Raw genomic sequence first — 17464 nt, forward strand, 5'->3', positions numbered from 1 at the left:
TAAAAATTATTTTGTAATATTGCGACATCTAAAAGGCTCAATACCAGCGATACCATTTATTATGAGTGACAATACTAATCCAATTGATGTAGGGATCATCTATCTTCCTGTTATCAACTTTGCAATGCAACAGAACAGAGTGTCTGTAATACGAGTGCTTACTATAGAAAATAAGACAGAGGAAGTACTGACCGACATTAAAATAAATCTCACTGTTGAGCCGCAGTTTGCCGAAACAACTCCACATATAATAGAAAACATACCGCCTGGTAACACAGTGCGGGTAGATGGATTCAAGATAAATCTTTCTACTAACTTTTTCATCAGTTTAACCGAACGAATGGCGGGTGCCTTAATGCTGGAAATAACTTCCGGAGAGGATATCCTCTATAAGCAATCCTACCAGATTACAATACTTGCTTTCGATCAATGGGCAGGAAACAGTGTATTGCCCGAAATGTTTTCTTCCTTTATTACTCCCAATCATCCCTCTATTGTACCGATCATAAAAAAAGCGTCTTCTATACTGAAACAGTGGACGGGTAATCCTTCGATGGACGAATACCAAAGCCGTAATCCCGACCGTGTACGCAAACAAATGGCCGCATTGTACAATGCCATTCAGCAAGAGGGTATAGTGTATAGTTCTGTACCTGCCAGCTTTGAAGATTACGGGCAGCGGGTAAGACTAACCGATGTGGTGTTGAGCCAGAAATTAGGAACCTGTCTGGATATGGCTTTGTTGTATGCTTCTTGTTTAGAAGCAGTTGGCATCCATCCACTGATTATATTTACACAAGGACATGCATTTGTAGGAGGATGGCTGGTGCCCGAAACGTTTCCCGATAGCATTACGGATGATGTTTCGTTTCTGACTAAAAGAATAGCCGATGGAATTAATGAAATAACATTGGTAGAAGCCACCTGCATGAACTTGGGTAACGATGCCGACTTCGACCGGGCTGTAAACATGGCCAATAACCAATTGCAAACGGGCGGCTTTCAACAGGCATTGGATGTAAAAAGATCGCGGTTTGCCGGTATCAGGCCACTGCCGCAACGGGTATTGAATGGCGAACACTGGGAAATAAAAGAAGAACCAGCCTCAGTAACCGATAAGGTTCAACCGGCACCAGAGAGTGTTAATCCTTACGATCTTACCCAAATCAGTAAAGATATAACCATCACCAAGCAATTAATGTGGGAGCGGAAACTACTGGACCTCAGCCTACGCAATAACTTATTGAATATACGGATTACCAAAAATACATTGCAACTTATTTCGGCCGATCTCGACAAGTTTGAAGATGCAATGGCCGAAGGCGACGAGTTCCAGATTATGCCCAAACCTACAGACTGGGACAATCCTTTATACGATTATGGATTATACCATTCCATTCAATCGGGCGATCCGGTTCTGGAGCTTGTTAAATCCGAAGTTAGCCAAAAGCGGTTAAGATCTTATCTAACCGAAAACGAACTGAACAAAGCCCTGTTGCATCTTTACCGGTCGTCGCGTCTGTCTATCGAAGAAAACGGAGCCAACACACTTTACCTGGCTTTGGGCTTGCTTAAGTGGTACGAAACTCCAAGTAGCGAACGCCCCAGGTATGCACCTATCTTGTTGCTTCCGGTTGAGATTATCCGCAAATCGGCAGCCAAGGGATATGTTATCCGGTCCAGAGAAGAAGACTCTATCATGAATATCACTTTACTGGAAATGCTCAGACAAAACTTTGGCATTACCATCACCGGATTGGATCCTTTACCGGCCGACGAAAGTGGTATTGATGTAAAGCTCATCTATTCTATAATACGCAACAGCATAAAAGACCAACGTAAATGGGATGTTGAAGAACAGGCCATACTGGGTATATTCTCTTTCAACAAGTTCATTATGTGGAATGATATACACAATAATGTGCACAAGCTGGTAGAGAATAAGATTGTTTCAAGCCTGATAAACGGAAAAATTGAATTCGATTTTGAAGATAATACAGCCAATGCTTCGGTACTGGAAAGGGAATTGCCCCCAACCGAAATAGTACTGCCCATAAGTGCCGACTCTTCGCAATTGGAAGCTGTGTTCGAGGCTGTGAACGACCGAACTTATATCTTGCATGGCCCTCCCGGCACAGGAAAGTCGCAAACCATAACCAACATCATATCCAATGCACTGTACAAAGGAAAAAGGGTGTTGTTTGTAGCCGAGAAGATGGCGGCGCTTTCTGTTGTTCAAAACCGGCTTGCAGCCATCGGGCTGGCCCCATTCTGTCTTGAATTACACTCAAACAAAACAAAGAAATCGGCCATACTGTCGCAATTGAAGAGAACATCCGAGGTGGTAAGGCTGTTACCACCCGAAGACTTCGGGCAGGAAGCCCAACGCATTCACAACCTTCGGTGCGAGATGAATAAGTATGTGGATGCCTTACATAAGAAGTGTTCATTCGACATTTCTCTTTACGATGCTATCAGCAGATATCTATCTATTGATTGTGATATTGAGTTTCATTTTCCCCGGTCTTTGTTCGAAAAACTGACCAAAGAGCATATACAAGAGTGGCAAGATTGCATAGAAACATTGGTAAGTGTTGGAAAAGCATGCGGGCATCCTCATCAGCACCCGCTTACCGGTTTACAAATAACCCATTACTCGGCTACCGGAAAAGAAGAAATATCGCAATGCCTGAAAGAACTGATACAATTACTGGCAGCTATTAAAAGCAAACTCGACCAGGTGACCAACTTGTTTGGAGCAACCAACGAGGGCAGTTATAGTAAGAAACAGGTTGATATCTTATCGAATATCATCCGGAAAATCCTTGAAATACCAGAACTAACACCGGGGGTATTAAACCAACACCAGTTAGATGAAGTGCTTGAGCAATTGCACATAGTTGCTTTGCACGGAAAAGAGCGCGACAAGAAAAAGGAGCAACTTCTTTTGACTAACACCAGCGATATTCTGGATATTAATGCCAAACAACTGTTATCTACATGGAACGAGTGTTCTAACAAATGGTTTATACCCAAATACTTTGGGCAAAAGAATATAAGAAAACAGCTCACTGCATACTCCCTGAACAGCCAACTGAAAAACGAACAAGTCAAAGCATTGCTTCATAATGTTATAGCGTATCAGAACGAGAAAAAGTATGTAGAACCATACTTGGACCAGTTACCCTTGTTTTTTGGTAAATATGGTAGAAGAGAAAACGAAGACTGGAATACAATAGAACAGATTATTGACGAACTGGCCATTCTTGATTCGCTGATACTAAACTGTACACGCAATGTTGCCGGAGCAGCTAAAATGAAAGCCGCATTAGCGCAACACCTGGCCGAAGGTATTGGTTACTTTAAAAGCATACACAGCAATACATTGACAGAGTTTAATGATTTGTTGTTGACCTTCAATTCGGTAAGCCAACGCTTGCAATCGGTTTGCGGAATGGATATTAGTGTTGTATATGGCGATTCGGACCGCTGGATTGAAATATTAAACGGCAAGCTAAACACTTGGGTAGCCAATATAGACGAGCTGAAAGACTGGTACCAGTGGCTACTTATCAGCGAGAAACTACAAAAAACACAACTGGGCTTTGTTGCCGAAGAGTATAAGAATAAAAATATACCAACGGGCACCCTGACAGACAGCTTTAACAAAAGCTTTTATCGTGCCTGTATAGAATACATTGTCTCTGCCGAGCCTGCTCTTGAGTTATTTAAGGGCGAAATGTTTAACGATGTAATCAGCAAATACAAAGAACTGATTTCGAACTTCCAAACCCTTACCCGGCAAGAGTTATATGCTAAACTAGCATCCAATCTTCCCGATTTCACCCGCGAGGCAGCCCAGAATTCGGAAGTGGGCATCCTTCAGCGAAACATAAAGAACAATGGCAGAGGTATGCCGATACGCAGGTTATTCGATCAGATTCCTATTTTACTGTCCAGGATGTGTCCGTGTATGTTGATGAGTCCCATATCTGTAGCTCAATACATTGATACGGATGCCGATAAATTCGACTTGGTAATATTCGACGAAGCATCGCAGATGCCTACCTACGAGGCTATAGGAGCCATATCGCGCGGAAAGAATGTGATTATCGTGGGCGACCCCAAACAAATGCCTCCTACCAGCTTCTTCTCTGTAAACACAGTCGATGAGGATAACATTGAAATGGAAGATCTGGAAAGTATTCTCGATGATTGTCTTGCGCTCTCCATGCCATCGAAACATTTGTTGTGGCATTACAGAAGCAAGCACGAAAGCTTAATCGCATTCAGCAACTCAGAGTATTACGATAACAAATTACTTACGTTTCCATCGCCCGATAACATTGAGTCGAAGGTGCGTTTTGTACCCATACAGGGTTGTTACGATAAAGGGAAAACCCGTCAGAACAAGATGGAAGCACAGGCGGTTGTCGATGAGATAATCCGCCGTTTATCCGACGATGATTTGAGGAAAAGAAGCATCGGGGTAGTAACATTCAGCGCTGTACAGCAAAACCTGATAGAAGATTTACTTTCGGATCTGTTTACCTTAAGGCCCGACTTGGAAACGTTATCGCTGGAGTGTGAAGAGCCTCTGTTTATTAAGAACCTCGAAAACGTGCAGGGCGACGAGCGGGATGTTATATTGTTCTCAGTTGGCTACGGACCCGACCAGGAAGGAAAAGTAAGCATGAACTTTGGACCCTTAAACCGGATAGGGGGCGAACGCCGTTTAAATGTAGCCGTTTCAAGGGCCCGTTACGAAATGATTATTTATTCTACACTCCGTGCAGACCAAATAGACCTTAACAGAACATCGGCTGTAGGTGTAGCAGGGTTGAAACGATTCCTGGAATATGCCGAAAAAGGTGGAAGGCTAACAACCGGACAGCACACTTTAGCAACGGCTTCGGTAGAGAATGATATTGCTAAAAAGTTACGGCAGGAAGGTTACGAAGTTCATACAGCCATTGGATGTTCGGGATACAAAATAGATATTGGTATTGTTGATAAGGAAAACCCATCCAATTATATCCTGGGCATTTTATGTGATGGAGAGAATTACCGGCAAACAAAAACAATGAGAGACAGGGAGATTGTTCAAACCAGCGTTTTAAAGCAATTGGGTTGGAACATTCACCGGGTTTGGACGATGGATTGGTGGGAAAATCCCGGAAAGGTATTAGTTACCATAAAAAGGATGATTGAAAACCCGGAACAGAAAAGTCCCCAAAAGCCCAAACCAGCTGTTGCTGTTGCCAACAATACTCAAGTACACCAAAGCGAAGCCTTACGCAATGATAACATATCCGAGATTATTGCTCCATACATTCGTACCTCTTTACCTCTTGTTGAAGTTTCACCGGAAGAATTCAGAAGCAGTGGAAACTATTCTATAATAAAGAAACAAGTAAAGAAAGTTATAGAAACCGAAGCTCCCATATCTCGCTCATTGGTTTACCGTAGAATATTGGATGCGTGGGGATCACTACGCTCAAGCCCAAAGATGGAAACCCTTTTTAAAGATTTATTCAGCCAACTTCCGTACCACACTACCACCCACGAAGCTGTTGTTTTCTTTTGGAGGGATGAAGAACAAGCAAAGACATATACCCAATGCAGGCCCGACTCCGGCAGAGACATATCTGATTTTCCGCCCGAAGAGATTGCAAACGCAATTAAATATATATTAGAGAACGAAATCAGTTTACCAACAAAAGACCTGATACGAACCACTGCCCATTTCCTTGGATTCGCTAAGGTTGGCTCTAATGTAGATGCTGCCATGTATTGTGGCATCAATGAGGCAATAAAAAGAGGATATGTGAAGGAAGAAGGGGGAAGAGTGTTGGTAAGGTGAAGGAGTTCTTTTTCAAATAAGCATATAAAAAACAGGAAATAACAGAGTTATAATCCATAGCACCTTTTGAGTACTTACTATATGGATATTCATGCAGATACTGAATAATATGAGATACAAAATCAGATAGGATGTTAAAAAAAACGCTGAATATTGTTTCTTAACATAAGAGTAGAGGTCTATATAATGCCAAAAATCTTTTTCATTGGATTTTCCTAATGAAATAAAAGGAATTGTTTTCTTTAACAACAGATTCTTTGGATTAACATACAAGCCAATGCTTTGTTCTTTCTTTTCTATAATATCGCCATAATAAACATGGCAGAATATTCGTTGAACAATGCCAATGTATTCACGTTCAAAACGAATATCGTCTGTTGTTTCAAATGCAATACAAGTACCACCACGTTCAGCATATTTTTGTATGCCTATATTTTCCGACAATAAATTGACTCTGTATTTTACATCAATAGTTTTGTGTATAAGGGTTTTATCCACATTTATAATAATAAAAACATGAATTAGAATAAAAACAATTGGAAGTAATACCAATAGAATTGTATAATAACGATATCTCATGTTTTGCTATAATTATTAGAATAGATTTATTTGCTCAAAGATAAATCTATTTTGTATAATCATTATGCTATTTCTTGTGTTTTATGAATCCCCTATGGGGATTTGTGTTCGTATGTTTTGTTTTTCTATTGATATGAATGCCCGCTGGGCATTAGTTGCAGCCATATTGATATGAATACAAGAGTTCATTGTTAAACAACAAGCATTAGCCGCAGCATTGATGGACTTCCGGTGAAACTCATGAGCCGGTCATTGATATGAATACCCTCTGAGCATTAGTCGCAGCCAATATTGTATGCTGTTGCCCGTAGGGCATTCATATCAATAGAAATAATATTATGACAAAATTCTTAAATCCCCATAGGGGATTCATATTTCGCTTTTCGGGCTAACTCTGGATTATGATGCCGCATGGATTCCCCTCCTTGGTTAAGGAGGGGTGGCCTTTAGGCCGGGGTGGTTGGTGTACATACAAACTATGTTTTATACACAATGCTTTGTAGCCCAACCGCCCGTTGGGCACCCCTCCTTAGCCAAGGAGGGGAATCCATGCGGCATAATCTGTGACCAACAGGGTTTTATTTACCCTATTCAATTCACTCTCTCAGAAGATTTTCGGTGAAAAAAGTGTCACAAGTGCAACACGGCTATAACTTTCTGAAATTTAACCAATTACAGTGTGACACTTCGTGTTTTTAAGAAAAATAAGTACCACCGAAGTGTCACATTTTGCCAATTTCTCACAAAAAAGCAGTAGATTTCTTTGTTCGTCCCTTATGTAATTTTTATATCTACTACAAGGATTTTTGGCTTATCGCATTAAATTTTCTTTTTGTACACCCGGGTGTTCAATGTAAGTACACCCGGGTGTACCATGCGTGTACACCCGGATGTACATGGCGTGTAGACCCGGGTGTTAACAACATGAACACCCGGGTCTACACAAAGTAAAGCAATAAGGATTAGAAACAAAACAAAATAATATCAGTCATTTATTGAATAAGTTATTCCACATGGTTCATATTCAATCCACTTTTTACCACACCACAAATTTTTCCATTCCACTATTAATCAACCTGTTACCACAAACACCTTTCCAAATTAATCCACCAAATTCTTCCACAAAAAATAATAAGACCATAATCCGCCTACTTTTGACACAACGAACAATCTCCGGATTGTAGTAACAGTTTTATTATTAACTTTTAAAAATAGTACGCATGAAAAAGAACAGGAGAAGTACTTTTTCCGGGAGCCGGAAATTTCTCTTTGCTTTATTCGCTCTGTTTCTGTCGTTAAGTGCAACCGCACAAATGGTTACAGTAAAAGGGCAGGTAGCCGATACAGCAGGAGAACCTATTATTGGAGCCAGTATTAAGGAAAATGGCACAACCAATGGAACAATCACTAACTTTGATGGTAACTTTGAACTTCAGGTAAACGAAGGGGCGCTTTTAACCATTTCGTATATCGGTTATACAACCATTGAGGTAAAAGCAACTGCCAACATGGTGGTTACATTGAAAGAAGACACCGAATTACTCGATGAAGTGGTTGTTATTGGTTATGGAAGTGTAAAACGTAAGGATGTAACAACTTCCATTTCATCGGTATCTACTAAGGATTTAGACATTCGCCCGATTGTATCGGCCGGACAAGCTATTCAAGGAAAGGCTGCCGGGGTATCGGTTATTCAACCTAATGGATCACCTGGGGCAGAGTTGTCTATCCGTGTACGTGGTACCACTTCTTTTAACGGTAGTAACGATCCGCTTTATGTGGTTGATGGTGTTCCGGTAGATAATATCGGTTTCCTTTCGGCCAACGATATTGAAAGTATGCAAATCCTGAAAGATGCTTCTTCGGCAGCTATCTATGGAGCACGTGCAGCCAATGGGGTTATTATTATCACTACCAAAGGTGGTGCTAAGAACGAAGCAAAAATCTCGTTCAATGCCCAGTTAACTTTGAGTAGAGTTTCCGAGAAAATTAAACCGTTGAATGCACAACAGTACAAAGATTTGCAGGATGAAATCGGTATGATTTCGTTGCCCGAGAATCTGAAAGACCAAACCGATTGGTTTGATGAAGCCTATTCAACTGGAGTTATGCAAAGCTATCAGGCTTCGGTATCGAACGGAAATGACAAAACTCAATACTTCTTGTCTGGTGGATATCTGGATGAAAAGGGAGTTTTAAACACCGCTTTCTACAAACGGTATAACTTCCGTGCCAATATCGACAGCGAACTACGCAAATGGTTACGCGTTAATGCCAATGTTTCTTACTCGGATTATGTAAACAACGGTGTTCAAACCGGATTAGGTGCAAATCGTGGTGGAGTAGTATTATCGGTAATTAATACACCATCTTATGCTCCGATATGGGACCCCAATAACGAAGGTCAATATTATAACCAGTTCTATGGTATCAATAATATCACCAATCCATTGGAAAACATGGAGAGAGATAAATACAGAAGAAACCGTGAGAACCGCCTCATTGCATCGGGTAGTGCTACAATTACCTTTATGCCCGAACTGACATTTAAGTCTTCTTTCACCCTTGACCGTCGTAATGCGTTGAGCACAACCTTCCTCGATCCGATTTCTACAGCTTGGGGACGTGAAAACTATGGTACAGCATCGGATAACCGTAACCAAAATACAGTTATTACTTTCGATAATGTATTGAATTTCAATAAAAACTTCAATAAGCATGGGCTTGATGTTATGTTGGGTACTTCGTGGACAGATTCGGACTATCGCAACAGTTGGATTAACGGATCACATTTCCGCGATTCCATCATACAAACATTGAACGCTGCCAATAAAATTTCATGGGATGGAACCGGCACAAGTATTTCGCAATGGGGAATCAACTCGTACATGGGCCGCGTATCGTACAACTTTGCTAGCAAGTATCTTGTTACAGCCAACATGCGTATGGACGGATCATCGAAATTACACCCCGACCACAGATGGGGAACTTTCCCTTCGTTCTCTGCTGCATGGCGTATGTCGTCCGAAGCATTTATGAGCAATCTGGAATGGTTAGATGATTTGAAAATACGCGGTGGATGGGGACAAACCGGTAACCAATCGGGTATTGGCGACTACTCTTATTTGTTGCTTTATAATATCTCCCGTCAGGAATGGTGGAAAGAAGGACAACAAAATGCACTTCCTAACATCTCGCAGGCAAACCTGCGTACCAAAGATTTAACTTGGGAAACAACTACTCAAACTAACTTTGGTATCGACTTTACTGCATTCAATAACCGCCTGACCATTACAGCCGATTATTACTACAAGAAAACAACAGACATGTTGATGTATGTAAGCTTACCTGCCGGACAAGGAGCCTCGTCGATTACCCGTAACGAAGGAGAAATGGTAAATAAAGGGTTTGAATTTGCGGTGAATTCGAAGAATATTCAAGGAGTGTTTAATTGGAGCACCGATTTCAATATCTCTTTCAACAGAAACAAACTAACCAAACTGGAATTGCAGAAAATATATACTGCTGCCAAAACCAGCGATTTTACAAACGAAAATGTGGTTCGTAACGAGCCGGGTCGTCCGTTAGGTGGATTCTATGGATACATCAGCGATGGAGTAAACCCCGAAACCGGCGAACTAATATATCGCGACATCAATAAAGATGGTAAGATATCGGCTTCCGACCGTACGTATATCGGCGACCCGAATCCGGACTTCATCTATGGTCTTACAAATACATTCTCGTGGAAGAACCTGAACCTTACTGTATTTATTCAGGGATCTTATGGAAACGACATCTTCAATGCTTCGAGAATTGAAACAGAAGGAATGTACGATGGTAAGAATCAATCGACACGTGTATTGAACCGTTGGAAGATTCCCGGACAGATTACCAATGTACCTAAAGCCGGATTCGACCTGAAGAACTCGACCTACTTTATCGAAGATGGTAGCTACCTGCGCGTAAAAGACATCTCATTGTCGTACAACCTTCAGCTTCCTTTCCTGAAAAAAGCAGGAATAAGCCGTTTGCAACCTTACTTCACTGCTACAAACCTGCTTACATGGACAAAGTATAAAGGTATGGACCCCGAAGTTAACCAATGGGGCAATAGTGGTGCTGTACAGGGAATTGACTGGGGAACCTATCCACACAGCAAATCGTTTGTGTTTGGTGTTAATGTAGAATTCTAAAACAACCTATTATCATGAAAATAAAATATTTACTGGGAGGTCTGGCTTTTGCTACAGTGTTTGCCTTTATTCCGGCAGCATGTTCGCTGGATTATGAACCGGAAGCACAATACTCGGAAATAACCGAGGGACAAGAAGAGGGCGATAAGGAAGAAGACACATCGGAGTTTAAAAACAAGGCCGCAATAGATGGCCAGATGCAACAGATTTATAAGCTGATGAGAGATCGCCAGGAACATTGGTATGTAGATGTACTGCTGATTGCAGAGGCTCATGCCGATAACGCTTACGCCGGAACAACCGGTGCCGAAGTGGTTCCTTTCGAAAACAACTCCATTGAGGGATCAAACTCAGTACTCGATCGCGACTGGTCGCGCTACCTGTCGGATGTAGGTCAGGCCAACAAAATCATCTACAATGTAGATAACGTAAAAGATGGTTCTTTTACAACTACCGAACGCGAACAGTATAAAGCACAGGCCAAAATATTCCGGGCAATGGTTTACTTTGACATGGTGCGTTTGTGGGGCCGGGTTCCTTTGATTACCGGTTTAGCCGATGATATAACTTCCGAAAACGTTGGCGAAATATATCCGCAATACTTTCCCGAACAACACGAAGAAGAAGAGGTGTATGCACTTATTGAACAGGATTTGTTAGAATCACTGCAATATGCACCCGACAATAATTCGGGCGATAAAACACTGTTTACTAAATCGGTAGCTCATACATTGCTAACAAAAGTATATGCCGAAAAAACGCTGAGAGATTACAACAAAGTAATTGAGTATGCTGATAAAGTAACAGCTGCCGGCTTTGATTTGGTCGATTTCAACGATTTATTCGGAATGAACGAAGCCAATACCGATACGAAAGTAAGAAATACAAAAGAATCAATTCTCGAAGCACAGTTCTTTACCGGTAACGGTAACTGGTGTACATGGATGTTTGGACGCGACCTGGCAAACTGGGAAAGCAACTTTACCTGGGCCAAGTGGGTAACACCTTCGCGCGATTTAATTAACCTGTACAACGAAGAAGGCGATAAAATCCGCTCCGCAGAATCGATTGTTTATTACGATTGTACATGGAGCAACTATTATCCGGGAAGCGAATATCCGTTTATGTACAAATGCCGTTCGGCTTATAGCAGCATTATCAAATACAGATATGCCGATGTGCTTCTTCTAAAGGCCGAAGCTTTAATCATGAAAGCCAGCCCCGATTTGGAAGCTGCTGCAAACATTATTGATAAAATACGTAATCGTGCCGGACTTGGTAAACTATCTGCTTCGGTTCGCAGTAACAAAGATTCTATGCTGAATGCTCTTTTAAAAGAACGCCGCATGGAGCTTGCTTTCGAAGGCCAACGTTGGTTCGACCTCTGCCGTTTGGATAAAGTAGAAGAAGTAATGAACGCAGTTTATGCTAAAGACTCCGGAAGAAAAACTCAGGTATATCCTTTCGATGAAAACTCTTATAAGTTAGCTATTCCGCAAGGAGCCATCGACCAGAATCCAAATCTTACTCAAAACCCAGGATATTAATAAATTAAAAATTGAAAGTTGAAAGTTATGAATGAATTGACTGCATAGTAAACTCAAAACTCATAACTCAAAACTCAAAACTTTAAATATTATGAACTTAAGAAATATATTATACGGCTTTGGCGCATGGGCAATTTTGTTTACTGCTTGTGGAAACGATAACCCAAGCGAAACGCCTGGTCTTGAAGTAGCAGGGGATGTAACTATCTTGCTTACTACAAATACCCGCTCTCATGATCTTGAATGGAAAGCTATAGATTTCAGTAAGAAGAACAACATGTCGCCAACTACGATCAGTCTTGATCCTACAGTGAAATACCAAACTATGGATGGATTTGGTACTGCTGTAACCGGTTCGAGTTGCTACAATCTTCTGAAGATGAATAAAGAAGACCGCACGAAGTTCCTTACCGAAACATTCTCCGACAAGGATGGAATGGGCCATAGTTATATTCGTATCTCTATTGGCTGTTCAGACTTCTCGCTCGATGAATACACTTGTTGTGATAAAGAAGGGTTGGAAAACTTCGCCTTACAAAGTGAAGAAAAAGAATATGTAATACCCATTCTGAAAGAAATCCTTGCTATCAATCCCAACATCAAGATTATGGGTTCGCCATGGACATGTCCACGTTGGATGAAGGTGAATAACTTAACTGATATGCAACCGTTTGATAGCTGGACAGATGGTCAACTTAATCCGAAGTATTATGCCGATTATGGTACTTATTTCGTGAAGTGGATTCAGGCAATGAAGGCCGAAGGAATCAACATTTATTCGGTAACTCCACAAAACGAACCGTTGAACAGGGGAAATTCGGCTTCTTTATTCATGGGATGGAAAGAAGAACTGGCTTTCATTAAAGAAGGTCTGGGACCTAAAATGAAAGAAGCAGGTCTTACCACAAAGATTTATGCTTTCGACCACAACTACAATTACGATAACATGGCTGATCAAAAAGGCTACCCGGTGAATATTTACGAAGATGCCGAAGCAGCCTCTTACCTGGCTGGTGCCGCTTATCATAATTATGGTGGTAACCGCGAAGAGCTGAATGTGGTTCACAATCAGGCTCCCGATAAAGAACTCGTTTTCACCGAAACATCAATTGGTACTTGGAACGATGGTCGTAACCTCAGCACCCGTTTAATGGAAGATATGCGCGAAGTTGCTTTAGGAACCGTTAATAACTGGTGTAAAGGTGCTATTGTATGGAACCTGATGCTCGACAGCAATCGTGGTCCTAACCGCGACGGTGGATGCCAAACTTGCTACGGTGCTGTAGATATTGACAAGAGTTATAAAGGCATTACCCGCAACTCGCACTATTACATCATCAGCCACATGTCGGCTGTAGTTAAACCGGGTGCAACCCGCATCGGAACTACCGGATATACCGAAAGCGGTATAATGTATGCTGCATTCGAAAACACCGATGGAACCTACGCTTTTGTTCTATTGAACGAATCGGCAGAGACTAAGAAAATAGCACTAAACGATGGCAATCATCATTTTGCTTACGATGTACCGGGCAAATCGGTAATATCTTATCGTTGGAAGAAATAATAACAAGTTTTGAGTAATGAGTTTTGAGTAATGAGTGCCCTGCGGCATCGTTAACTCAAAACTCACTACTCACTACTCAAAACTCTATAATATGAAATCAATAAAATATTTATTTTTAGCACTGGCAGGAGTATTTGCTATAAGCTCCTGTAACGACGATGATTTTGTTGCAGGTAATCCGGTTATGGATCCTAAAACCGAATTCTCGACTGCGATGTTTGGCGATAGTTTGCAGTTTACTGTAAATGCATCGGATAACGATGTACCTCTTTCGACCCTGAAAGCACAGCTTTTCTATGGCGAAGAAAAAGTATCGGAAACAGTGATACGCACCAAAACGAATGATGAATATAGTGGCAAAATATTTGTGCCTTTTTATGCAAATATCCCCAATGCAACGGCTACATTAAAGTTGGTACTGCAAAATATTAACTTTACAATTACCGAGAAAGAGTATGATTTGCCGTTGAGCCGTCCGGATTACGAATATCTAACACTGGTAAGCGATGAAACCGATGAAGATGGCAATGCCATAGAATATAGAATGGAACGTCAGGCTTTGTACGAATATGCAGTAACAGCACGGTTTCCGCAGAAAGTAAAAGGGCATATTAAAACTCCTGTTCCAACAGCCCAAGCCAATGAAATAGTATTTGGATGGCAAGGAGGCGAAATTAAAGAAGGTACTACAAGTGCAATAACCTTCTCTAATTCAAGCGCAGGAAAATATACCATTGCTTTTAATACATTTAGCTACAACGCCAGTCCGTTTGTTAAGCTACTTATTGAAGGAAAAGAAATGGAAATGGTAGATGATAATAACTATCGGATAGATTTGGCCCTTACCACTGGTCAGGAAATAGAGATAACAGGTATTCCGGATATGGATGAATGGTGGATTGATGCCGATTACTTCTCCATGCAGGATAATGGAAAACTGAAATTCCTTCCAATGGGTGGTAATTACCGGATAACTGCAAACTTCACTCACAAATACTTCATTGTTGAAGTATTGAGCGGCGGAGCTCTTGCTACTTTACAGGAAGATGGAACAGGTGCTATCTGGATTAAAGGGAATGGTATTGGAAAACCTTCATTAAGCAATGTTGTAGGGTGGAATGAATTTGTATCCTTATGCATGGCTCCAATTGAAAAAGGCAAATATCAAATAACAGTAGTAGGCGGAAAAACAATAAACACAAGTGATATAGACTTTAAATTCTTCCATCAGAATGGCTGGGGAGGTGAATTTAAACATGATGCAATATCAACCACAAGTAATTTAGTCTTTGTTGGAAATGGAGAGAATGGAGGTGACAGTGGTAATATAAAAATCACAGAGGGCAATTCGCTCGATGCAATGGGTATTTATACCATCACTGTAGATGTTACAGCTGGAAATGACAAAGCTGTTCTTACTATTAAAAAGGAAGGCGAAGAGGAAATAGAAGAAGTCAAAATTAAGTTTGATGGTGAAGAAATGCAAATGGTTGACCTGGACAATTACAAAATTGAAAAGGAATTTACCCAAGGACAGGAGATCAGTGTATCTGGTATAACAGGATTTTCCGGTTGGTGGATTGATCCGGACTATTTTACTATGAATAATGGTAAGCTCACTTTCTTACCCATCAGTGGAAAATACCGGGTTACAGCTAATCTTGCTCTGAAATATTTTGTGGTAGAAGCTATGAACGGCGATGATCTAGCTACATTAAATACTGATGGAGCTGGTGCTGTTTGGGTAATTGGTTATGATATAGGTAAACCATCATTGGCAAACCAAATTGGCTGGAATGATAAGAAAGGACTTTGTATGGCACCTATCGGAAATAAGAAATATCAAATTACCGTTGAAGCCGGAACAAATGTAAATCTGGATAAGATTGAATTTAAGTTCTTCCATCAACAAGGTTGGGGTGGTGAATTTACTGGGAATGAATTAACAACAAACAGTGATTTTGTAATTGTTAAGAGTGATGGTAATCTGGCATTGGAAGAAGGAAAAACGTTGGTAGATGGTGAATTGTATGTTTTCACTCTTGATGTAAGTGCAGGTAATGACAAAGCAGTACTTACTGTAACTCAAAAATAACCGATAAAATGAAGAGTATATAAGCAATCAGGTTGATTAGTGTGGTGTTTTCAATAGGTATTGTTAGTTTTTAAACCATTGTTTGTATACTCTCTTTTTTAAATTCCTTTTGACGTATTTATGATGTAGTGAGCCCTGTAAATATCTACTCTTTTATAGTGATATTTACAGGGTTTAATAAAATTAGATAGAAACATGAAACACATTTACTCTTTTTGCCTGGCATGCTTTTCGTTCCTGGTAATGGCATGTACAACAAACAAAGTTGAAACTACACCTCAACCTGGTGGGTTTATTACAATCAGCGGACCGGATTTAATTAAGCCGGACGGAACCAAACTGTTTATCAAAGGAACCAACTTTGGTAACTGGCTTAATCCGGAAGGATACATGTTTAAGTTCAACAAGGCTAACTCTGCCCGTTTTATAAACGAGATGTTCTGCCAAATGGTAGGACCGGATTTTACTGCAGAATTCTGGAAAGCATTTAAAGACAACTATATCACTAAAGAAGATGTAGCTTTTATTAAACGTACCGGTAGTAATACAGTTCGTTTACCGTTTCACTATAAATCATTTACCGATGAGGATTACATGGGACTTACCGTTAATCAGGATGGTTTTGCCCGGGTAGACTCTGTAGTAAAATGGTGTCGTGAAGAGGGGCTTTACCTGATTCTTGATATGCACGATGCACCCGGCGGACAAACCGGAGATAACATTGACGACAGTTATGGCTATCCATGGTTATTCGAAAGCGAAGCCAGCCAAAAACTTTATTGCGACATCTGGCGTAAGATTGCCGATTATTATAAGAATGAGCCTATAATTCTGGGTTATGAACTTTTCAATGAACCCATTGCTCCTTACTTCGAGAATATGGAAGAGTTGAACAACAAACTCGAAGGTATATACAAGCTGGGAGTTGCGGCTATTCGCGAAGTTGATAACAACCACATTATTCTACTGGGTGGTTCTCAATGGAATGGTAACTTTAAGCCATTTAAAGACTCTACTTTCGATGATAAGATTATGTACACTTGTCACCGTTACGGAGGCGCACCTACCAAAGAGGCTATTATGAACTTTATATCGTTCCGTGATAGTGTAAACCTTCCGATCTATATGGGCGAAATAGGACACAACACCCCCGAGTGGCAAGCAGAATTCTGCAAAACAATGGAAGATAACAACATTGGATGGACTTTCTGGCCATACAAGAAAGCTGATGGCTCATGCTTTGTTGGAGTAACCCCTCCCGAAAACTGGAATGTGATTGTTGAATTCTCGGAAGCACCACGCGCAACTTACGGAGAAATACGCGATGCGCGCCCCAATCAGGAGGTTGCACGCAAAGCAATGCTCGATTTCATCGAAGCTTCTAAGCTTAAAAATTGTGTAATTCAGGAGGAATATATTAAGTCGTTGGGATTAGTCCCTAATTAAAGTACTTTCTTATATCTCCCTCCTTCAGAGGGCAGGGCTGTTAAGTTGAAACATGGAGGCCAACGGCCTCTATACAATCGAGTAGACTGCCCTGCCGGTGTCGCCCGGCAGGGAGAGCCTCTCACACCACTGTACGTACGGGTCACGTATACAGCGGTTCGTTAAGATATG

The 17464-nt window shown here is 41.0% G+C and carries 7 protein-coding genes; 6 read left to right on the forward strand and 1 reads right to left on the reverse strand.

The window, feature by feature from the left end:
* Positions 1 to 61: 61 nt before the first annotated feature.
* On the forward strand, positions 62 to 5863 hold the full coding sequence (locus D0T85_RS04750; protein ID WP_163210745.1) for a DUF3320 domain-containing protein: 5802 nt from the start codon (positions 62 to 64) through the stop codon (positions 5861 to 5863).
* Positions 5864 to 5875: 12 nt separating this feature from the next.
* Here D0T85_RS04750 and D0T85_RS04755 read toward each other — a convergent pair whose 3' ends face one another.
* Positions 5876 to 6442, reverse strand: a complete 567-nt coding sequence (locus D0T85_RS04755; protein ID WP_163210748.1) for a hypothetical protein — start codon at positions 6440 to 6442, stop codon at positions 5876 to 5878.
* A gap of 1220 nt (positions 6443 to 7662) precedes the next feature.
* On the opposite strand from D0T85_RS04755, the gene D0T85_RS04760 reads away from it, so the two are divergent.
* From D0T85_RS04760 to D0T85_RS04780, 5 genes are all read left to right on the forward strand, one after another.
* Complete coding sequence (locus D0T85_RS04760; RefSeq protein ID WP_163210750.1) at positions 7663 to 10638, forward strand: TonB-dependent receptor; 2976 nt, start codon at positions 7663 to 7665, stop codon at positions 10636 to 10638.
* A gap of 14 nt (positions 10639 to 10652) precedes the next feature.
* Positions 10653 to 12185 (forward strand): RagB/SusD family nutrient uptake outer membrane protein, encoded by a 1533-nt coding sequence (locus D0T85_RS04765; protein ID WP_163210752.1) that lies wholly within the window; start codon positions 10653 to 10655, stop codon positions 12183 to 12185.
* 91 nt (positions 12186 to 12276) lie between these two features.
* Entirely contained in the window at positions 12277 to 13752 is a 1476-nt protein-coding gene (locus D0T85_RS04770) for a glycoside hydrolase family 30 beta sandwich domain-containing protein (protein ID WP_163210753.1), read from the forward strand.
* A gap of 91 nt (positions 13753 to 13843) precedes the next feature.
* A complete protein-coding gene (locus D0T85_RS04775) occupies positions 13844 to 15847 on the forward strand; it encodes a DUF5125 domain-containing protein (protein WP_163210755.1) in 2004 nt (667 codons plus the stop codon).
* Positions 15848 to 16090: 243 nt separating this feature from the next.
* Complete coding sequence (locus D0T85_RS04780) at positions 16091 to 17293, forward strand: glycoside hydrolase family 5 protein (RefSeq protein WP_239060643.1); 1203 nt, start codon at positions 16091 to 16093, stop codon at positions 17291 to 17293.
* Positions 17294 to 17464: the final 171 nt, after the last annotated feature.

The organism is Bacteroides sp. 519, from assembly GCF_010500955.1.
In the GTDB taxonomy this organism is placed as follows: Bacteria; Bacteroidota; Bacteroidia; order Bacteroidales; family Bacteroidaceae; genus Bacteroides.